The sequence below is a fragment of the Clostridioides sp. GD02377 genome, from assembly GCF_045899875.1.
GTDB lineage: Bacteria > Bacillota > Clostridia > Peptostreptococcales > Peptostreptococcaceae > Clostridioides > Clostridioides difficile_A.
Genome location: NZ_JBJODA010000026.1, coordinates 14,404 through 35,704 on the forward strand (window position 1 = coordinate 14,404; position 21,301 = coordinate 35,704).

Genomic DNA, 21,301 nt, shown 5'->3' on the forward strand with positions numbered 1-21,301 from the left:
AATCATATTAGTAATTTTGGAATCTATCTAACTGTATTGATATTTTCTATGAGTATTCATGGGATTGTACTTAGAGAAAATGATAGTTTTCCTCTTTCAACAATCTTTAGCCTAAAACAAAGGATTATTCTTCTTTTTATAAGTATCACATTAATTAGTATGATAGTAATATTTAGTGGTGGCAATTTATCTATAATATTGATAGCTATAAACACCTTGTTTATGTTAATTTTTATTTGTAATATTGTTTTGGAATTTAATCTAAAATATGAAAAAAAACAAATAACTAAAGATAGTAAGTATACTCTAGCATTAGATAGATTACAACAAGAGGAACGGCTAAAGACAGAGTTCTCTAATTTTTTACATGATGATATATTGCAAGACTTGCTTTCAATAAAAAATATGACTAGCAAGTCACATCGCCCAGAAATACAGGATATTATATGTGATACACTTAATGATTTAAATACACGTATAAGAAAGCAAATGCAAGACTATCATCCTGTAATATTAAAAAATCTAACAGTAAAAGAAAATTATCAGAATTTGATTGAAAGTGTTTCCTTAACTTTTTCACAAAGAGATATTTCAGTTTCATTTATATGTTCTGATACTTTATTTTTGGTTGAGCCATACGATATATTGATATACCGTTTAATTAAAGAACTGCTAACAAATGTATATAAGCATTCAAATGGTAGCCATGCATGGATAACTTTATCACTTGAAAAAGATATAATAAAATTGAATATTAGTGATAATGGTGTTACAAATACATCCCTCAAAACTCATCTAGGTATATCTAAAATCTCTTTAGATACAACAAAGCATAAAGGAATTGTATCAATTAAAGAACAAGTAGAAAATCTAGGAGGAACAATAAACATATCTGATAACATCCCCCATGGTGCTTGTGTACAAATTACAATTCCTATGAAAGGAGATGGTTCTTATAAATATTTTGTTAGTTGATGACCATACACTTTTTGCTAAGAGCTTGTCCCTTGCATTAGAAGAATATGATGAAATTGAACAATTTTATTCTACACAAGATGTTCATAATTTATCAGAAGTGATTGTAGGTAAAAGAATAGACATTGTCTTAATGGATATAAATCTTAAAGACTTAAGCGAATATGATGGATTAAAAGTAGCTTATAATTTATTAAAGATTAACCCTACCATTAAAATAATAATGTTAACAGGATATGACCTGCCTGTTTATAAATATGAAGCTAAAAAAATAGGTATCTGCGGATTCCTTAATAAAAATATTAGTCCTGATAGTTTAATTGATTCTCTATTAAAGGTATATCAAGGTAGAACTTGTTTTACATCTGAAAACGATGAAATAATTATTGAAGATTTGACAAGTATGGAGAAAAAAATATTACAGCTTATCTGTAGTGGTAAAAAAAGAAAAGTGATTGCTGACGAGTTGTACATAAGTGAAAGAACATTATCAAATCATCTACAACATATATATGACAAACTAGATGTTTCTTCATCAGTTGAAGCTATCACAAAAGCAATTCAAATGGGTTATATTTCTCCAATATATTAAAAAAATAGTGTGCACTTCTCACTAAAAAAATGCACACTATTTTTTAATATACTGTTTATCCTTACATATACTCATATTTTAATCAACTAAAAACAAACTAACCTCTTAATAAATATCTCTCTACAGTTACTCATACATATCCTCACATCTATCTCCATAATTACAAGGTCTTAAAGAACTTCCTTCACTTAAATACGACTCAAAATCACATCCAAACAAAATTGCTGGCTCTATATACATCTCCATAGATGTATATCTCCATCTTTTTACCTTTGACTCTATAACCTTATAAAAATCTTCTAAACAATGCCCTTCTTTTAATCTTTCATCTATAATCTCCTTAGTTATACCTAAATCAACTTTAAAATTTTTTCCTGACTCATTATTTAGTTTTCTTATAATAACTTCATGAATACTTTCTAAAGCTTGGTAAGTTGATTCTTCAGGTGCATTTTTATTTAAATTCTTTTTCTTTAAATTGTTTTTTAATAACTCTTTTTTCTTTGTCTCATTTTCTGTTTCACATCCTGTATCAATTACCCACTCATAATCTTCATCTATACTCTCTTCATCTATACAGCCATATGTGTTGGTATTATTACGCTTGAACAACCCATCTCTATGCTTATATTTCATTGATTTTTGATTATTGTTAATAGTTCCATTAATATATTTCTCTATATTTGTGAAAATATCACTATTTTTCGTTACAACCTCTGTATTACTATCTTCAGAACAAACATAACTATATACAGAACAACAATTTCCCTTTACTCCTCTACTTATTAGTCTCAATATACCTAAATCTATAAACTCATTTACAAGTCTACTTATTGTAGATATGGATACATCAAGGTCTGATGCAGCTTTTCTTACTGTCATCATAAATTGTCCTCTTGGCAAAGTCTTTTTTAATCTTTGTATATTTTCCTTTCTCATTACATAATGATTAAATCTTATTCTATTTACATCACTTCGTTCATTAAAATATAATACTGCTGAATTTAATTGATAAAAACTGTTACTCATATTCTCACTCCTCCATTTTAAATAAATAATCATTTATAAAAGTATTTAGATTTGTAAATAACTTATTAGATGATTATTTTTATTTTAAAGTTTTAAGTATAATAAGTTAATGGTGTAGATTTAACTTTTTTATTTAAACAATAAATTTAATATTATTTTTAATATAAAAATTTTATTAAATTTAGTATGTAATTTTTTAATATTATTTTATATCCTCTATGCTTTTGTACTATATATTAAACTACTCTACCTTAACTACCTTCAGTTATTATTCACCTGATAACTATCCCATATAATAAGTTATGTATTTATATAAATACACAATCAAAAATAAATCACTATGGTATACTAATTATTACGAATATCATACTGATATATACAAAGACAAATATAAGACATCTTATACTTTTTATTAATTATAAAAAAATTGGATACCACCTTATTTTCCATAAATTACAAATATATAAAATATTATTACTATCACTTAGTTAATATATACAGTTTACACAATGAGGAGGGATATTTATGACAAGCTCAAAAAGTAAAACAGAATATCTAAATCGTATTTGCAAAGTACAAGACTATATAGAAGAACATCTACATGAACCACTTTCTCTCGATGAACTTTCCAATATAGCAGGTTTTTCAAAGTTTCATTTTCATAGAATTTTCAAAGCTATAGAAAAAGAAACTTTATCTCAGTATGTAAATAGACTAAAACTAGAAAATGCAACAGCTTTTCTTATTCATCGTACTGATATGACAATTACTGATATTGCACACTACTTTGGTTTTACTGATTCTGCAATTTTTTCTAGAGCATTTAAAAATTATTATAAAATAAGCCCTATAAAATATAGAAATAATTATAGCAAGAATTGCAAAGAACCATATAAAATTTCTCAGTACAATAGAAGCATATCAAAACCTAAATGCAAGAATACTAGAGAGGTTAAGGGTGAAATTGAAATTCTAGAACTTGATGATATGAATACTGTTTATACTAGATATACTGGTTCATATGGTAATCTAACCAGTACTTTCCCAAAACTCTTAGAAAAGCTCTTTACATATGTAAGTGAGCAGAATCTAATTGAACTTGATAATACAAAAATATTAGCTATATACCATGATAATCCTCAATTTACACAGGAACATCAATTAAGAACTAGTATTTGTATGACAATTCCAGACAACAAGATTGTCAAAGAAAATGATAATATTGGTAATATGATAATACCTTCTGGAAAGTATCTTGTGGGACATTTCGATATTTCAAAACATGAATACAGTGATGCTTGGGATTTTATGTATAATGAATGGCTATCAAATGGCAATTACAAGTTACGTTCATCATTTCCTTTTGAAGTATATCTTAATAACCCAAACAATCACCCTCAAAATAGGCACTTAGTTGATATATATTTACCTATAGAACCTTTTTAATAACCTACTCTAAATTATTCTTGTACTAAGGATTCAAACATCCCTATGTTATGTTTTGATAAGATTGATAAAATGAGGTGAACCAATGAAAGAAATAAAAATTAATGGAGCTAAGATACACAATCTTAAAAATATAGATGTTTCTATCCCAAAAGACAAACTTGTTGTTGCAACAGGTGTCAGTGGCTCAGGTAAATCCAGCCTTATGTTTGACATTGTATTTGAAGAGGGGCGTAAACAATATCTGCAATCTTTAGGCATACTTTCAGGCATTGATAAGGAAGATAAATTTGATAATATTCAAGGTTTAGCTCCTACAATAGCCGTCCAACAAAATATTATTCGTCAAAGTAATCCTCGTTCAACAGTAGGCACAAGAACCAATATCCTTAATATGCTTACGCTATTGTACTCAACAGAAGGACAGATAATGTGTACGATGTGTAATACTCCTGTAGGCACTAATCTAGTTTGTAATAATTGTGGTCATAAAGAGGAACGATTGAGACCAAGTTATTTTTCGTACAATTCTTCAGACGGAATGTGTATGAAATGTTCTGGACATGGAGCATATTTTGAGATTAATATTGAAAAGCTAGTCTTAGATAAACATGATACCCTAAAACAAGTCTTGAATAGAGCAAAAATTACACCAGGATATTTGAGAGTATTATCTAAAAAATTCAAAGATTACTTAGAAATACAATTCTTACAATTACCTGAGGAAGTAAAAAATGAAGTACTCTATGGTCATTATGAAAATGGTAAAAAAAGTTCCTCTTTATCCAAATTATTTCACAACCGTTACAAAAGAGGTGAAGATTTAAATGGAATTTATACTATGACTACTTGTTCGGATTGTCATGGTTTTAAGATTGGTGAAGAAGCACGTGGAGTACTCTTAAATGGAAAACATATCGGTGAGCTTGGAAAAATGACTATTTTGGAAATTGATGAGTTTCTTAAGGCTTTATTGAATCAAGAGAATTTAAATACATTTGGTACAAACCTTATAAATGATATTTTGACCAAAACTAGCCACCTAATAGAATCACGATTAGGCCATTTATCCTTATACAGAGAAATGTCAACTTTGAGTGGTGGAGAGATACAAAGACTATTTTTAAATTCACATCTTGATTCAGAGATGGATTCATTAATTTATGTGCTTGATGAACCAACTGCTGGATTACATGAATCAGAAAAAATAGACATCTTAAAATCCATCAAAAAACTTAAAGACTTAGGTAATACAGTCATAGTAGTTGAACATGACAAAAATACAATTGAAATGGCAGAGCATATTATTGATATTGGACCAAAGGCTGGTATTGAAGGTGGGCAACTTGTGTATCAAGGAGATTTAGAAGGTCTACTTCAATCAGATAAATCTCTCACTGGACAATATTTATCAGGAAAATACTCAATGCCTAATAGATTGACCTCTAAAAATATTACGAATATTGATAAAATACCTTGTATAACTATCCAAAATGCAAATACAAATAACCTTAAAAATGTAACAGTATCATTACCTTTGGGTGCTATGGTTGGAATATCTGGTAAATCAGGCAGTGGAAAAAGTTCTATTGTGTCAGACACCCTACTTCCTCTTCTTAGAAGTTACTTTAATAACCACAATATCAATAGTCAAACAAGTAGCACAGATAGTGAAATAAGCGATGAAGATGATTATACACTTGTTGAAACTATAGCAGACAGATTGATAGGCACTAAGTATATTTCTGGATATTCAGAGATATCTCAGTCCCCTATTGGCAAGAATATGAATTCAACCCCTGCATCTTATATTGGTATATGGGATAAGATACGTACATTATTTGCAAATCAACCAGAATCAATAGCTCAAGGATTTACAGCTGGACATTTTTCATTTAATTCTAAAGGAGCTTGTCCTAAATGTAGTGGCAGTGGATATGAAAAAGTATGGCTGGGTAGTAACTTGAGTATAGACCATATATGTAATGAATGTCATGGAAAGAGATTTAATGACGAATCTTTATCTATTAAATATAAAAATAAAAATATTCATGATATTTTAAATATGAGTGTATCTGAATCTGTAAATTTTTTTGGAGATATTCCAAATATTGTTTCACACTTAAATGTACTAGAACAAATAGGTATGGGATATATAAAACTGGGTCAACCTACTCCTACTTTAAGTGGAGGTGAGTCTCAAAGAATCAAGCTTGCAAAAGAAATTGGTAAAAAACGAACTGGTAATATCCTTTATGTGTTGGATGAACCAACTACTGGTCTAAGTCTATATGATACTACTAAATTAATAAAACTATTGGATGAGTTAGTGGCAAATGGAAACTCTGTAATCGTTGTTGAACATGACATAGATGTTTTAAAAGTTTGTGACTGGATTGTTGAACTTGGTCCAGAAGGTGGCGATAAGGGAGGCTATATAATTGCAGAAGGCTCTCCTAACTCTCTAAAAGAAAATCCAAAATCTATAACAGGAAGGTATCTATAATGAATAAAAACAACTGCTTAGATTTAACATTTGAAAATGTAGACCCTTCAATCGTTGGAATGAGTTCAAAAAAACTCTCACAACTTGAACCCTTAATAATCTCGCAATACAGTAATATAAATGGGATAATTATTTCAAGGAAAGGAAATATAGTATTTGAAAAATATTACAATGGTTATAATGTTGATGATACTTTTCATGTTGCCTCAGTTACAAAAAGTATTATATCTGCTTTAATTGGTATTGCAATAGATAAAGGCTATATAAAAGATATTGACCAAAAAGTTGTTGATTTTTTCCCTGAATACATTTGTAGTCCTTCTGAAATATGTAAAAAGGCAGTAACTATACACCATTTACTTACAATGACTGCACCATACCCTTTTAAAAATATGACTGAGTCATTAGAGAGACTTTGTAAACAGAAGGATTGGATAAAGTATATCCTTAATCAACTTGGTCAAAAAGGTAACATTGGGACTTTCAAATATTCTTCAGCTGGAACTCACCTACTCTCAGCTATTATCACGAAAACTACTGGCAAATCTGCTCGTGAATTTGCTAATGAACACTTATTTAAACCTATTGGTATGAAAGTGATACCAGATTATGATATGAATGATTTCGGTTTTGAAGATTTATTTGGGAAAAACCTTAAGGGTTGGTCAAAAGATAGGCAATGTAATTCTACAGGTGGCTGGGGACTTACATTAAGTGCTAGAGATATGTTACGATTTGGTTTTCTGTATTTAAATAATGGCATTTGGAATAATAAAAGTATTATATCTAAATCATGGATTGAAGAATCAATCAAAATGAATACTAATGAGTATGGTTATCTATGGTGGTTATGTGAAAAAGACGGAGTTTTATGGTATTCAGCAATGGGGGCTGGGGGAAATGCTATCTGTTGTATTCCACAATATGACTTAGTCATAGCCATACCATCTAAGATAGTTTTTAAACCACGTGATAGATGGGAACTTATTCAAAAACATATACTTACTGCTATAATAGATTAACTATACTACAGATAGCAAAACCCTCCACTATAACACCAGACTTTGGTTTAGTGATATTATGATTGATACTACATACATAAAGGAGTTGAATACTAATGAACACTTACACAACATCAGAAATAGCAGATTTAATTGGTGTACATCCTAATACAGTTCGTTTATATGAAGAACTCAACTTAATACCTAGACCTAAACGTAATACCAATGGATATCGTATCTTTAATGATTTTCATATAGAACAATTTAGATTTGCTCGCACAGCCTTAAAAATTGAAGTTATGCAAAGAGGGTTGAGAAAAAACGCCCTTGAGATTATCAAAACATCAGCAAATAGAGACTTTGACAAAGCTATCTGTCTTGTAGACCAATACTTGCAACAGTTAGAAATAGAAAAATCCAATGCTGAGGAGGCTCTTACCATAGTTGCACAAATTTTAAATGGAACTACTACTGAAACAGATAAACTATTTCTAACTAGAAAAGAAACTGCAGAACACTTAAAAGTTACAATAGATACTTTAAGAAACTGGGAGATGAATGGTTTACTAAAAGTAAAAAGAAAACAAAATGGTTATCGTGTATATACTGATGAAGATATAAAACGACTTAAAATTATAAGTTCTCTTCGTTGTGCGAACTATTCTCTTTCAGCCATTTTACGAATGTTAAATGCTTTATCTTGTAATCCAGACACTAATATTAAAACTGTCATCGATACTCCAAAAGATGATGATGAAATTATATCAGTATGTGATAAGTTGATAACTTCATTGAAAGAAGCTGAACATAATGCAAAAACCATGAAAGCTCATCTTCAAATTATGAAAAAACAATTTTCTTAACCCTACACTCTAACTCCAGACTTTGATTTGTGTGTTATCCTTAAGAGCGAGAAAAATTCAACACACAAATCAAAGGAGGAATAGAATGGAAAACAAAAATACTAATTCTACATGGAAGAAAAAAGTAATTACCTTTCTAGCAAGTCAATATATTTCCCTATTTGGCTCATCGCTTGTACAGATGGCCCTTATATGGTATGTCACACTTCAAACATCATCAGGAATATGGGTAACAATTTTAACTGTATGTTCATTTATCCCTCAAATGATAATTTCTTTTTTTGCTGGTGTATGGGCAGACTACTACAATAGGAAAGTACTCATCATTGTATCAGATTCAATAATTGCTATCTCTACAGTAGTTCTAATACTATTTATGATGTCATCAACTGGAACAAAGAATGAAATGATAGCTATAGCAATAGTATCTGTTATACGTTCATTGGGAAGTGGTGTGCAGACACCTGCTGTAAGCGCAATGATTCCTCAACTTGTACCAGAAGAACATTTAATGCGTTTTAATGGCATAAATGGTAGTCTACAATCTATAGTACAATTTATAGTTCCTATTGTAGCTGCAGCAATCCTTAGTTTTGGGAATAAAATAAATCAAATTCTTTTAATCGATATATTTACTGCAATTATAGCTATTGTGTTATTGATATTTATCAAGATTCCTAAACATAACATACCAAGGCAAGTTGAAAAAGTATCATTTTTTACAGATATGGTATCGGGAATAAAGTACTGCTTTTCAAATAAATTCATTAGAAAAATACTTTTTACTTATAGTGCATTCATGCTTCTTTGTGTTCCATCAGGTTTTCTTATAGGGCTATTGATTGAACGTACATTTGGCAAGGGTTATATGTATCTGTCTATTATTGAAATGATTGGGTTTTTAGGTATGGTTTTAGGTGGATTGGTTATAGGAATCTTTGGTGGCTTTAAAAACAGAAATAAGACATTTTTCTTAGCAATATTATCTTATGCTATTTTTTCAATTATTTTAGGTCTTGTAACGCACGCTTGGCAATTTTTTATATTTATGTTTTTTACCAATTTTTCTATTCCAATTATTCAAGCATCAGCTATGACTATGTTGCAAGAACATGTAGAACCGCAAATGCAAGGTCGAGTTCTTAGTTTACCTATCATCATATATACAGGCTTTATTCCCCTTGGTATGATGGTTTTTGGACCAATGGCAGATATACTATCTATTAATAATTTAATCATAATAGCAGGTATTATGCTCTTATTTTTCGCCTTGTCTATTCCCTACTCAAAACAGTTTTATAAGCAAGGAATATTTAAGTCAAAAGAATCCAAGTAATCTATACTAAAATAATAATACTATATAATGCTCAACTAAAATTATATACTTGTCTTAATAATCATCTTAGCTATTTCACGTGAAACTCTACATGCTGAGAATTCATTTTAAATATGGAATCATGATATCTAATTCCATTAAATCTATATAACTATTTTTAATATTGTAAGTGATTCAACTTCATCATCAGCAGTTATGTAAATCTAGCTTCTTTTTTGTAGACTTTATTTTAGTCTATATTAATTTATTTATTTTGCAACTATTTTTAATAGTATTATTATAGTATTACTAATAAAAATAGCCTGCTAACTATATCTCAAGTTAGCAGGCTAAAATATGTCTAGAATAATAATTATATTACTTTGCTACTATTCTATTTTTTCGATTAAAATATATTCTAAAACAAATATCTTCAATTAATGAGTAAATTGCACTTGTTATAAAGTACAGACCTATCGCTACTGGAGTTCTAGCAGTCAATATAAGACTTGTTATAGTAGTCACTAAAGCCATTTGCTTGTTAAACTTTACTTGAGAATTCACCTTAAAATACGGTATATAATTCACCAAATTTGAAGCTAACATAATTAATGTATATATGCAAGGCAATATAAATAAATTATCAAATGTACCTAAATTAGCAATCCATGGAATTATAATTGTTGTAAATTCCTTTGTCATATCTAGACATACATGATATAACGCATATACTACTGGCATTTGCACTAAAATTATAAGGCATCCCAGCATACTCTTCATACTTTCTATAGAATTTACTTGTATTTGCTTTTCCAATTCTTTAGTATCATTCTTATACTTTTCTTTTATATGTTCCATTTTTTCTGCTAATTCTTGCTGTTTTTTTACAGAAAATCTTTGTTTTAATGACAGTGGCATTAGTACTAACTTCACTATTAAAGTTATAAGTACAATAGAAATCCCAAAATCTCCTGTAAAGTTAAATAATATACTTAATAATCCTTGTAATATACTTGAAATGAAATCCATTTTATTATCTCCTTTTATTTTTAATCTTTAGAATTATAATAGATTCATTTCAAATTAAAACAGACTACAATACCTCCAAATATCATATTTTTGAAAAACGATATACTGTTTAGGCAATCTTTCTTCAGAGTATGTATTTCTATTTACAAATATGTTTCTTATTAAAACATATGTAATTCTATGATTTAAGAGGTCTTTACAAAAATAAATTATACTTCCAATGATAGATACCAATAATGTCATATAAATTAGTATATATATCATACTATCCATATCTAATTTCACTACATCACCTCTTCAGTGTTCATATTTAGTTTTAAATAATTATAGTATATAAATTCTCTAATGTAAACATATAGATTATTATATTTATCATATTTTATTCACAATATTTTATATTTATAAGTATCCAATACTTTCATATGTAACTTTTAATAGAAAACATATATGTTACTCTTTTACACATCTGGACCTCTCATGACTAAAACCACAAAGTTCCTGCTTTATAGAATTTTATATAATTCACAAAACAATACTAAATTTTTATAGTTTAGTCTTCTATATAGTCCTTAATATAATATCAAATACAACCCTATACCAAGATTAATGACTTTTTTCCTGATTAATGCTAAAATAATTAAAAATGGAAACTAAAACTCAAATGTATTTTCCCAAAAAATAAACGGAGGTTACTTAAGATGATAAGTGATTCTATATCAAAAAGACGCAGTATTAGAAAATATAAAAATCAAAGTATTTCACATGAAACCATAGAAAAAATAATTGAAGCTGGAATAAATGCACCTTCATCTAAAAACAGACAACCATGGCATTTTGTTGTTGTCACTGAAACTGAAAAAGAATCTATGCTTAAAGCCATGAGCAAGGGTATTCAAAATGAAATTGATGATAATGGACTTCTTCCAGAGAGTCGTCAACATATAGCTGGTGCAAATTACACAGTTGAAATTATGGAACAAGCTCCAGTAACAATCTTTATTTTAAACAAATTAGGTAAATCACCTTTAGAAAGCTTATCTGCTGAAGAACGCTTCTATGAAATGGCAAACATACAATCAATTGGAGCTGCCATTCAAAACATGTCACTTATGGCTGTAGAATTAGGTCTAGGTAGTCTTTGGATTTGTGATGTATACTTTGCATATCGTGAATTATGTGAGTGGCTAGATACAGATAATCAATTAGTAGCTGCAATATCTTTAGGTTATCCTGATGAAGAACCATCAATGAGACCTAGATTACCATTGAGTAATGTAACTGAATGGAGATAGTTTTTTAGTTTTATTAAAAAAACAAGCATTATAAATAGTGCATTTTCATGAGCTATTATGCAGATTTGAGTGTTTTTTAAACAATCTTTTCAAGTAAGATAAAGTATCTATACTCTGCAATCTCGCTGTAGCTCCTGAAAATGCACCTCTAAAATTATACATGAATATTATTTTAGTATTAATCAATAAAATTTAATTTATTACATTTCTTAGAGATTCTCTTATACTTCCACAATCTCCTTATGATTACCAATCATCTTATTTTGCTTTATAGTTAATGACTTCATTTCATGAAGTGCAAAGTATATACATACAATTGCCGCTGCAGCATCTGCTATTGGACCTGCAAACATTACTCCATCAATTCCCATAAACATTGGTAAGATTACTATCAATGGAATTAAGAATAGAATCTGACGAGTCAAAGAAGTAAAAAGTCCCAGTACTGATTTCCCAATTGATGTAAAGAAAGTTGATGATATTATTTGAACACCATTTATAAATGTTAAGAACAAGAAAGTCCTAAAATAATGTTCTGCAAATATAAAATAAGTCTCATTTCCATTACCAAATATAGATGTAATTTGTCGTGGGAATAGTTGGAAGCATAAGAATGCAATAATAGCTATAACAGTTGCACTTCCTACTGCTAACTTATATGCTTCTTTTACACGATTATAATTTTCAGCTCCATAATTATATCCTATAATAGGTTGCATACCTTGTGCTATACCTATAATTATAGATATAAAAATCATATTTACTTTAATAATAATACCAACGCAAGCAAGTGGAATCTCACTTCCATAAACTGACCTAGCTCCATAGTATGCCAATGTATTGTTCATAACTATCTGTGTTACAGTCATTGCTAATTGATTAAAACATGAACTTGAACCTAGTGCAAATATATGTTTATAAATTATACTCTCTAATTTAAAACTTTTCTTATGTAATTTGATATGTTGAAAGTTCTTTATATAATAAATACTTATTGCAAAAGATATAAACTGCCCAATGACAGTTGCTAAAGCAGACCCAGCAATACCCATATTAAAAACAAATATAAATAATGGATTTAAGATTGTATTAATGACTGCTCCTACTAACATACAAAACATAGAAGCTTTTGGTCTTCCATCTGCAAGTATCAACTTACTCATTCCAGTGGACATTATAAGAAATGGTAATCCGATTGATGTAATTTTTGTGTATGTGTGTGCATAAGGTAGTATTTCTGGTGTAGAGCCAAAGAATTTTAATAATGGTGTCAAGAATATTGATACTATTATAAACAAACTTACTCCAAAAATAGCCATCAAACAGATTGAATTTCCTGCTGCTTTTGTAGCCTTTTCTGAGTTTTTAGCTCCTAATTCTAATGAGCATTTAGATGCGCCTCCAACACCTAATAATAAGGCAATTGCTGTACATATTGTAGTTAATGGGAAAGTAACATTTGTAGCAGCGTTACCTAATACCCCAACACCTTGCCCAATAAATATTTGGTCAACAATGTTATATAAGGCACTTACTAACATTGCTATAATACTAGGAATTGCATACTTAGTTAATAATTTTGAAACTTTATCATATTCCAATGGTTCTTTATAGTTTTCTTCCAATTTCCTTCGCCTCCAATTTTGCTTCTTCATTCATATCAATAGCTAAAAATGCAACTTTTTCTAACATTGATATAAACAACTCTTTCTCTTCTTTTTCAAATGAACTCAACAATTCTTCTACATATCCATTTGTTATTTTTAATATTTCATCATAACATTCTAAAGATTTCTCTGTAGGGTATAAATGCCATGTTCTTTTATCCTTTACACTTGGTTTTCTAGTGATAAATCCTTCTTTTTCTAAATTCGCCAAAGCTCTTGTTATATTACTAGGATTTACAAGGATTTTTTCAAATATAGTATCTTGTGTAATACCTGGATTAATACATATGTGTAACACATAAAAATATTGGCTATTATTGATTCCAATGTCCGCCAATTTCCTGTCAATATAATTTGTATTATATCTATTTATAATGGAAACCCATTTTAATAGCTCTCTCATATTCTCTCCTTATTTATTATTTGTCGCTGATTCTTGCGTGCGCAATAATCTATTTGCTCATGCAATTATTTTACTGCTAATTTTATTCTTTGTCAATAGCACCCAAGTTTATCTTTAAATTATAAAGTCACTATAAATTTCATATATTAGACCATTACTTTAATTTAACTATCTTTAATTTTTCACTAATGTTTAATTACATTTTATATTAATCTATTTACATAAATAATTCCTAATTCCTAATTCCTAATTCCTAATTCCTAATTCCTAATTCCTAATTCCTAATTCCTAATTCCTAATTCCTAATTCCTAATTCCTAATTCCTAATTCCTAATTCCTAATTCCTAATTCCTTTTAAGTTTATTTTAAAAATCATATTGACACAATATTTATTATCTGTAATAATATTTATATCGAATCGATATATATCTAATTGATATTAGGAGGCAATATGTTAGAATACATTATTTTAGGATTCTTAATGGAAGAAAAATTAAGTGGGTACGACTTAAAGCAATGGATGTCACATAGTACATCATACTTTTTTGATGCTAGTTTTGGCAGTATCTATCCAGCACTTAAAAGATTAGAAACAAAGGGATATATCCACTGTCATGAAGCTATTGATGGTAGCAAATTAAAAAAAATATATTCTATAACTGATGCAGGTAAAGAATACTTTCTTGAATGGCTAAAAAAACCGATAAAATTTTCTAAAACAAAGCAAGACCATCTTGTTAATATATTCTTTTACAAGTATCTACCTAAAGAAATAATTGAAACAAACTTAAAACTATTTATAGCTGAGGTTGAATCACTCTCAGATAAACTAAATAAACAAAAAATTGATGCAGAAAAAAATCATTGTATTGAACAATATGCATACATGTATTCCACAATGGTTTATGGAGTTGACTATTATAATTTTGTAATTAACTGGTGTAAAGATTTACTAAAAAATTTGTAAGATATAATTTTTAGAAATAAGCATACATAAAAGGAGATGAAACTTATGAGACTTTTAATACATGATTTAACTGAAGAAGAATTAGATAAATTATCACCTAAACTTGATGACGATATAAAAATACTTCCAAACACAAAGGAGATTCACAAGTGTATTGGCTGTTTTGGCTGCTGGATTAAAACACCTACTGAATGTGTTGTAAAAGATTATTATAGCAATATGGGTAAACTTATAAATGAATCTGATGGGCTTGTTATAATAAGCAGATGTTGTTATGGAGGATTCAGCCCTTTTGTAAAAAACATACTTGATAAAAGTATTAGCTATATCCTACCATACTTTGTAATGAAAGATAATATGATGCGTCATAAAAGTAGATATAGCAAACAGATAAATTTAAAAGCCATCTTCTATGGAAATCACATTACAGAAGCTGAAAAAGATACTGCTACCAAATTAGTACGTGGAAATTCTATAAATTTTAATATGAAAGGACACTCTGTTTGTTTTTATGAAAATATACAAGATATAAGAGGTGAATCTATATGAATATAACAATGATAAATGGTAGTCCAAAAGTAAATAAAAATAATTCACAATATTTTTTATCTGAAGTAGAACAACTTATTCAAAAGGACAATAAAGTTTTTACATTTAAAGTAGATAACCCTTCTAAATATCCTGATGCTCTTAATTCTATACTTAATTGTGATAGATTGGTAATTGCATTTCCTCTTTATGTAGATGGGATTCCATCTCATTTAGTTCACTTTTTAGAGGAGTGTGAAAAGTTTTTAAAAACACAAAATAAAAAGCCTATCCCAGTGTATGCAATTGTTAACTGTGGATTCTATGAGGGTAAACATAATCATTTGGCAATTCAGATGGTAGAACATTGGTGTAAAAAGGTCAATTTTATATGGGTTCAAGGTGTTGGAATTGGTGCTGGAGAGATGTTTGGCTCACTGACTTCTATACCTTTGGATAAAGGCCCTAAGAAAAAATTAGGCATTACACTAAAAGAATTATCAAGAAATATACTTAATGACAATATAAATCTTGATAATCCTGATAAAAATAATATTTTTATTTCACCTAATTTTCCTAGATTTCTATATAAATTTATGGGTAATTATCAATGGAATCCTCAAGCTAAATCAAATGGCTTAACTAAGAATGATATACTAAAGAAATAAAAAAATGGAATGGTATAACAATATCAAAAAAACCATCAAGTATAGTAAAGCCATTCATCTTGATGGTTTTCATAATGTTCATATTTACTACACAATAGATAGCATAAAATACTCCTGATTTCTATATGTTGCAATTCATTTCTTTTCTTTATGAGCTGTAATGATTGTGTAGCTATAAGCATTTACTGTTATAATACAATTATCTACACTTATATACCAGTTCTTTCCCTTTCTATTAATAATAGTATTTGGAGCTTCTATTTTAATTTTACACCAGCCCACTACATCATTTGTCTCTAAAGAAAGGTTTTTCTTAATTCTTACCATACCTAATTCTGTTGTATGTAATTTATCTAGATTTCTAAGTAATTCATTTTCTGGATTCATTCGTTTTAGAACACCTCACCCTTTACAAAATTAAATACATTATTTAATTATATTTTATCATAGTCTTATAATAAAGTAATTTTTTCTATTGTTTATAAATTCCTTATTGACATATAGAGTTATAAAACTATTTTTATTTGAATTTCTCTACTTTAATATTGTTACTTTTTTTAAAGAATTGGAACCCAAAACTGAATTTCGCTCAAACCACTATTATCAGCATTTTCTCCATATTTTACAAAATCATATAAATTATTTTCATTTAATTGACAACTTGAATTAGGAAACCATTCTCGATAAATATATTCCACAACATTTTGCATACTATCTTCATTTTTTCCAATGAAAGTAAAAACAATATAATTACTTTTTGACAGTGTGAATTTTACCATTCCATTAGGTAACTTACCAAAACAAGATACTTGTGCTCCTGCAATGTATGTAAATGAAGGTGTATTTTCAATTTCTTTAAAATCACTATAATCATTGACTCCAATTAAGAAATCTAAATCTACTTTGTTTTCTATCAGCTCTTTATTTTTATGCAAATCCCTCCAACACTTTCCAATAATATGAAATCCTCTTTTTACTTTACCAGAATACCCAACAATATTTATATCTGTACAATCGACTTTTTTAATGTCTAAAATCATATCTCCACGTAACTTTTTCCGATTATTGATATCAAATTTTAATTGTATTGGTAAGAAGTCTTTATGTTTCCTAAAAAAATTTGGACTATACTTAAACATCTTTTTAAATCCCTTTGAAAAAGAACGCTGTGTATCATACCCTGAAATTAAAGCGATTTCAATAATCGGCTTTTCTGTAAAAATAAGCATTCTTGCTGCTTCAGTCAATCTACGTCTTTGTATATAATTATGAACAGTAAAACCTACAATGGATGTAAACATTCTATGTAAATGGTACTTTGAATATCCCATTTCTTTAGCAATAGCTTCTAAATCCAACAGTTCATCTAAAAGATGTATTTCTATATAATCCAAAGCTTTTTCAATAGTAATTAAATTATTATCCACCTGAAACACCTCCTATTTTAACGATAGCATATTATTTTATTTTATTTTTCACATTATTTGCTAATGTTTTGATTTATTTTCCTACATAAAAAGCACTTCAACTTGAAGTGCCTCTCTTACATGTTTATTTTGATACTCTCAATATCGTTTTTGAAATTACAAAATACTCTATATAAATCTTATCAAAATCACTCTATATAAACTTTATTCAGCTTCTCTAATCCTATCAACAATACTATCTTTAGAAATATTATGATAAACTAGCAAAGGCACTATAGATGTTATCAAGAATACTATCAATACACTTATTATCAGTGCTTCTACTGGATAGGTATACACAGAGTATCTTAATTTCATAATATTAAATCCTAAAAATGTAGCCATGCTTCCAAATATAAGATTTATAATCGTTATTATTACACCATAATAAAATCCCTCGAGTATTATCATTTTCTTAAGCTGTGTTTTTGTCATTCCTACTGCTTCAATCATTGCAAATTCCTGTTTACGAGACATTATATTCGTTATCATCGTATTTATAAAGTTTAACACTCCAATTAATCCTATTATAAACACTGCACTCATACCTACGATTTTTATGACTTTTTGACTTTCTCGTGCTTCTTCTATATAAATATTTTTTGAGTAAATCTTTGTATAGGGATTATTATATTTTTCATTCAAATTTTTTATTTTACCTTCAATAGATTTCATATTGCCATTTACATCTATTATTAGATTTTGTATATATGATTTTTCAACCATATTTTTAAAGTCATTTTCATTAATATACATTCTTATTTGAAAATTCTTTGCTCCATCAAGAACTGCCATAACTTTAAACTCAGTATTTACATACCCTTCATCTATATTCTTTCCTTTTAAATATTTAAATTTAATTTTGTCTCCTGCTTTTATCTTACTTCCTTTATGCCCATTAATTACCACATATCCACCTGCATCAAATTTCTTCTCATCTATATTACCTGATAATATCTTAGGATTTTTTTCAGAATATATGATATTATTCTTTGACAATTTACTTAGTAATTCTCCTGAGGATAATCCAATTGTATCAGAAGTTAAGAATCCCCTTTCCTTTGCATCTTCATCTGGATTTCTATTTTGAAGAAATTGCTTTTTATATTCTGTATCTACTTCTTGAGTCAATATCTCATCTTTCAAATCACCTTCATAAGCTATATAACTTAAATCTTTGTATAACTTACTTACCTTACTTACTCCATCTATATTTTTAATATCTTTAATTAATTTTTCATCAATTGGAATAATATCATTCTCTTCAAATTTTACAGAATCAACAAGACCATGATGTATTTCTATATCTCCTAACATCATACCTTCAGCAGCTTTTTCTGGATTAGAGCTACTTATAATTGCAGATACAGTTAAGAATATTATAGAGCTTAACGACATAGAAACTAAAACTAAAATTGCTTTACGTTTATTTCTAAATAGATTTGAAAGTGCCATTTTATGAAGTTTGGAACCATTTCTCCCTTTTTTAGATTTACGTCTAACCCTATTACTTTTGTCACTATATCTCACTGCATCTATAGGTGATACAGAACTTACAATCTTAGCAGGTTTTTGACATGAAAGTCTTACAGTTATATATGAAAACACAATGGCAAATACGAATATTAATGGATTAAAATATTCAAATGCGTTACTATTTAATCCATCCATAAATTTACCAACCAAAGGAACAAATATCATCCCCAATAAAAAACCTAATACTAGACCTATTGGTATTGCCACTATACATAGTCTATTAGCTTGTTTAATAATCAATTTTTTTAATTGATATGGTGACGTTCCTATTGTTTTTAATAAGCCATAATATTTTATATCTTTAACTACTGAAATATAAAAGATATTGTAAATTAACAAATATCCACTTAAAAGAATAAGTGCTATGATTAATATTATTGGTAATATATTTTTAATCATTTCTTTAAAAGTGGTTCCTTGTTTACTTAGATATACAGGATTTATGCTTGCTTTTCCTGAATATGGTTGAATCTTCTTAATTAATTCATCAAATCTAGCTTGCAAATTATTATCATCTAAGAAATTAAGAACTAGACTTGTAGCCGCTACTTCATTTTTTTCCTTATAATTATTATAGAAAGCTTCACTTGCATATACATCATGTAGAGGTATTGCTGTGGCTGTCTTGTATCCAAAATATCCACTTAATATAAATTTGAAAGTTTCTTTTTCATCAGTTGATACTCCATCTTTAACTTTTGAAATTATCACCTTTACTTCAGTACCTATTTTATGAGGTAACTTCAACATATCTAGTACTTCTATAGGCATAACTATTTCATCATTATTCTTTGGTAAACTTCCTTCAATCATCTCTACATTTACAGCATTTTCAAGACTTTTTTCATCATAGACAGCCAAATTTACCGTCTGTGTTGAAAACTCTGGATTTTTTAAACTTCCTATATTCTTCATTATACCAATACTGTTTTTGTCTACTGAACTATCTTTTTTTATAATTTCAATCTGTCTTTTATTTACATCCTGAAGTTGAACATGGCTATTTGTTCCATATTCCATAGCTTTATAGCTATCAAAGGCTTCTAACATACTATATCCTACTGTAAATAACGATGTAAATAAAATTGTCGTCAACGCTATCGCAATTACTGAAACCAAATTCCTCGTTTTATTTGCTTTAAAGCTTCTATCACTCAACTTTTTTATGATTTCTTTATTGTTATTTTCTAACATCAGTCTCACCTCTATTTACAACTTTTCCATCTTCAATTCTTATAATTCTATCTGCCATTTGAGCAATTTGTTCATTATGGGTTATCATAATTATAGTTTGACTAAACTTGCTACTAGTAACTTTTAAAAGACCTAATACATCCTGTTCTGTTTTACTATCTAAATTACCTGTTGGCTCATCAGCTAATATTATAGATGGTTTTGTAGCCAAGGCTCTTGCAATAGCAACTCTCTGTTGTTGTCCCCCTGATAGATTATTTGGTAAATCATCCACTTTTTGAGTAAGCCCTAAAACTTGTATTATTTCATCTACATATTTAGTGTCTATTTTGCATCCATCAAGTTCAATTGGTAATACTATATTTTCATAAACATTTAGTATTGGAACTAAATTATAATTTTGAAATACAAAACCTACATTACGTCTTCTAAATATTGTAAGCTCTTCATCATCCATATTGAATATATTATTACTTTCAATAATTACTTCTCCACTACTCGCTCTATCAAGACCTCCTATCATGTGTAGTAATGTACTTTTTCCACTTCCTGATGTCCCTACTATTGCGACAAATTCACCTCTATTTATACTTATATCTATTCCATCTAAAGCTTTTACTATATTTTCACCTTTTCCATAATATTTTTTTAAATTCTTAGTTTCCAATATTCTCATAATCATATCTCCCTACTAACTTTTTTAATATGTTTCCTAAATGTATGCCGAAATTCTAATTTGATAAGTTTTTTTACTTAGAATAAATTTCTTACTTAAATATTATCATCTAAGCATCTTTTAATCCTCACAGGACTGTTATATTTTA

Annotated in this window: 19 protein-coding genes; 11 read left to right on the plus strand and 8 right to left on the minus strand. The window is 28.4% G+C overall.

What is annotated here, in order from left to right; all coding sequences use genetic code 11:
- Positions 1-48 precede the first annotated feature (48 nt).
- Together Q3304_RS18495 and Q3304_RS18500 are read left to right on the plus strand one after the other, a co-directional pair.
- The gene (locus tag Q3304_RS18495) at positions 49-975 is read left to right on the plus strand and encodes a sensor histidine kinase (RefSeq protein WP_407815457.1); all 927 of its coding nucleotides are present in this window, start codon (positions 49-51) and stop codon (positions 973-975) included.
- Entirely contained in the window at positions 947-1,567 is a 621-nt protein-coding gene (locus Q3304_RS18500; RefSeq protein ID WP_407814928.1) for a response regulator transcription factor, read from the plus strand. Before Q3304_RS18495 ends, Q3304_RS18500 begins: the two co-directional genes overlap by 29 nt.
- A 126-nt stretch (positions 1,568-1,693) precedes the next feature.
- Here Q3304_RS18500 and Q3304_RS18505 read toward each other — a convergent pair whose 3' ends face one another.
- On the minus strand, positions 1,694-2,596 hold the full coding sequence (locus Q3304_RS18505) for a conserved phage C-terminal domain-containing protein (RefSeq protein ID WP_407814929.1): 903 nt from the start codon (positions 2,594-2,596) through the stop codon (positions 1,694-1,696).
- Between the two features lie 525 nt (positions 2,597-3,121).
- On the opposite strand from Q3304_RS18505, the gene Q3304_RS18510 reads away from it, so the two are divergent.
- The 5 genes from Q3304_RS18510 (at position 3,122) to Q3304_RS18530 (ending at position 9,748) form a co-directional block, all read left to right on the plus strand.
- Positions 3,122-4,042, plus strand: coding sequence for a GyrI-like domain-containing protein (locus Q3304_RS18510; RefSeq protein WP_054270772.1), 921 nt, complete (start codon positions 3,122-3,124; stop codon positions 4,040-4,042).
- An 85-nt stretch (positions 4,043-4,127) separates the two neighbouring features.
- Entirely contained in the window at positions 4,128-6,548 is a 2,421-nt protein-coding gene (locus tag Q3304_RS18515; RefSeq protein ID WP_407814930.1) for an excinuclease ABC subunit UvrA, read from the plus strand.
- Positions 6,548-7,570 carry a serine hydrolase domain-containing protein gene (locus Q3304_RS18520; RefSeq protein ID WP_407814931.1) on the plus strand — a complete coding sequence of 341 codons (1,023 nt, stop codon included), beginning with the start codon at positions 6,548-6,550 and terminating at the stop codon, positions 7,568-7,570. Before Q3304_RS18515 ends, Q3304_RS18520 begins: the two co-directional genes overlap by 1 nt.
- A 95-nt stretch (positions 7,571-7,665) precedes the next feature.
- The gene (locus Q3304_RS18525; protein ID WP_167640627.1) at positions 7,666-8,412 is read left to right on the plus strand and encodes a MerR family transcriptional regulator; all 747 of its coding nucleotides are present in this window, start codon (positions 7,666-7,668) and stop codon (positions 8,410-8,412) included.
- A gap of 85 nt (positions 8,413-8,497) precedes the next feature.
- On the plus strand, positions 8,498-9,748 hold the full coding sequence (locus Q3304_RS18530; protein ID WP_407814932.1) for an MFS transporter: 1,251 nt from the start codon (positions 8,498-8,500) through the stop codon (positions 9,746-9,748).
- A gap of 357 nt (positions 9,749-10,105) precedes the next feature.
- On the opposite strand, the gene Q3304_RS18535 is transcribed toward Q3304_RS18530, so the two are convergent.
- A complete protein-coding gene (locus tag Q3304_RS18535) occupies positions 10,106-10,756 on the minus strand; it encodes a YidC/Oxa1 family membrane protein insertase (protein WP_407814933.1) in 651 nt (216 codons plus the stop codon).
- A 698-nt stretch (positions 10,757-11,454) separates the two neighbouring features.
- Here Q3304_RS18535 and Q3304_RS18540 point away from each other — a divergent pair.
- Positions 11,455-12,048: a nitroreductase family protein gene (locus tag Q3304_RS18540; RefSeq protein WP_407814934.1), complete on the plus strand. Its 594-nt coding sequence runs from the start codon at positions 11,455-11,457 to the stop codon at positions 12,046-12,048.
- 221 nt (positions 12,049-12,269) lie between these two features.
- On the opposite strand, the gene Q3304_RS18545 is transcribed toward Q3304_RS18540, so the two are convergent.
- A complete protein-coding gene (locus tag Q3304_RS18545; protein WP_407814935.1) occupies positions 12,270-13,673 on the minus strand; it encodes an MATE family efflux transporter in 1,404 nt (467 codons plus the stop codon).
- Positions 13,657-14,118 (minus strand): MarR family winged helix-turn-helix transcriptional regulator, encoded by a 462-nt coding sequence (locus tag Q3304_RS18550; protein WP_407814936.1) that lies wholly within the window; start codon positions 14,116-14,118, stop codon positions 13,657-13,659. The genes Q3304_RS18545 and Q3304_RS18550 overlap by 17 nt, the downstream gene beginning before the upstream one ends.
- A gap of 451 nt (positions 14,119-14,569) precedes the next feature.
- Between Q3304_RS18550 and Q3304_RS18555 the strand changes: the two genes are divergently transcribed.
- The 3 genes from Q3304_RS18555 to Q3304_RS18565 are packed head-to-tail and all read left to right on the plus strand — an operon-like array spanning position 14,570 to position 16,281.
- A complete protein-coding gene (locus Q3304_RS18555) occupies positions 14,570-15,085 on the plus strand; it encodes a PadR family transcriptional regulator (protein ID WP_054277607.1) in 516 nt (171 codons plus the stop codon).
- Positions 15,086-15,130: 45 nt separating this feature from the next.
- Entirely contained in the window at positions 15,131-15,634 is a 504-nt protein-coding gene (locus tag Q3304_RS18560) for a flavodoxin family protein (protein WP_407815154.1), read from the plus strand.
- Positions 15,631-16,281 carry a hypothetical protein gene (locus Q3304_RS18565; RefSeq protein ID WP_407815153.1) on the plus strand — a complete coding sequence of 217 codons (651 nt, stop codon included), beginning with the start codon at positions 15,631-15,633 and terminating at the stop codon, positions 16,279-16,281. The genes Q3304_RS18560 and Q3304_RS18565 overlap by 4 nt, the downstream gene beginning before the upstream one ends.
- Positions 16,282-16,416: 135 nt before the next feature.
- Here Q3304_RS18565 and Q3304_RS18570 read toward each other — a convergent pair whose 3' ends face one another.
- The 4 genes from Q3304_RS18570 to Q3304_RS18585 form a co-directional block, all read right to left on the minus strand.
- On the minus strand, positions 16,417-16,668 hold the full coding sequence (locus Q3304_RS18570; protein ID WP_054270784.1) for a DUF3781 domain-containing protein: 252 nt from the start codon (positions 16,666-16,668) through the stop codon (positions 16,417-16,419).
- Between the two features lie 170 nt (positions 16,669-16,838).
- Entirely contained in the window at positions 16,839-17,708 is an 870-nt protein-coding gene (locus Q3304_RS18575; protein WP_407815152.1) for a helix-turn-helix domain-containing protein, read from the minus strand.
- Between the two features lie 204 nt (positions 17,709-17,912).
- Positions 17,913-20,477, minus strand: a complete 2,565-nt coding sequence (locus Q3304_RS18580; RefSeq protein WP_407815151.1) for an ABC transporter permease — start codon at positions 20,475-20,477, stop codon at positions 17,913-17,915.
- Positions 20,464-21,153 carry an ABC transporter ATP-binding protein gene (locus tag Q3304_RS18585; RefSeq protein ID WP_167640634.1) on the minus strand — a complete coding sequence of 230 codons (690 nt, stop codon included), beginning with the start codon at positions 21,151-21,153 and terminating at the stop codon, positions 20,464-20,466. The genes Q3304_RS18580 and Q3304_RS18585 overlap by 14 nt, the downstream gene beginning before the upstream one ends.
- Between the last annotated feature and the right edge of the window lie 148 nt (positions 21,154-21,301).

Coding starts and splice junctions, on each gene's coding strand:
- Q3304_RS18495 (WP_407815457.1), top strand. CDS start 49: ATGAGTATTCATGGGATTGTACTTAGAGAAAATGATAGTTTTCCTCTT.
- Q3304_RS18500 (WP_407814928.1), top strand. CDS start 947: ATGGTTCTTATAAATATTTTGTTAGTTGATGACCATACACTTTTTGCT.
- Q3304_RS18505 (WP_407814929.1), bottom strand. CDS start 2,596: ATGAGTAACAGTTTTTATCAATTAAATTCAGCAGTATTATATTTTAAT.
- Q3304_RS18510 (WP_054270772.1), top strand. CDS start 3,122: ATGACAAGCTCAAAAAGTAAAACAGAATATCTAAATCGTATTTGCAAA.
- Q3304_RS18515 (WP_407814930.1), top strand. CDS start 4,128: ATGAAAGAAATAAAAATTAATGGAGCTAAGATACACAATCTTAAAAAT.
- Q3304_RS18520 (WP_407814931.1), top strand. CDS start 6,548: ATGAATAAAAACAACTGCTTAGATTTAACATTTGAAAATGTAGACCCT.
- Q3304_RS18525 (WP_167640627.1), top strand. CDS start 7,666: ATGAACACTTACACAACATCAGAAATAGCAGATTTAATTGGTGTACAT.
- Q3304_RS18530 (WP_407814932.1), top strand. CDS start 8,498: ATGGAAAACAAAAATACTAATTCTACATGGAAGAAAAAAGTAATTACC.
- Q3304_RS18535 (WP_407814933.1), bottom strand. CDS start 10,756: ATGGATTTCATTTCAAGTATATTACAAGGATTATTAAGTATATTATTT.
- Q3304_RS18540 (WP_407814934.1), top strand. CDS start 11,455: ATGATAAGTGATTCTATATCAAAAAGACGCAGTATTAGAAAATATAAA.
- Q3304_RS18550 (WP_407814936.1), bottom strand. CDS start 14,118: ATGAGAGAGCTATTAAAATGGGTTTCCATTATAAATAGATATAATACA.
- Q3304_RS18555 (WP_054277607.1), top strand. CDS start 14,570: ATGTTAGAATACATTATTTTAGGATTCTTAATGGAAGAAAAATTAAGT.
- Q3304_RS18560 (WP_407815154.1), top strand. CDS start 15,131: ATGAGACTTTTAATACATGATTTAACTGAAGAAGAATTAGATAAATTA.
- Q3304_RS18565 (WP_407815153.1), top strand. CDS start 15,631: ATGAATATAACAATGATAAATGGTAGTCCAAAAGTAAATAAAAATAAT.
- Q3304_RS18570 (WP_054270784.1), bottom strand. CDS start 16,668: ATGAATCCAGAAAATGAATTACTTAGAAATCTAGATAAATTACATACA.
- Q3304_RS18580 (WP_407815151.1), bottom strand. CDS start 20,477: ATGTTAGAAAATAACAATAAAGAAATCATAAAAAAGTTGAGTGATAGA.
- Q3304_RS18585 (WP_167640634.1), bottom strand. CDS start 21,153: ATGAGAATATTGGAAACTAAGAATTTAAAAAAATATTATGGAAAAGGT.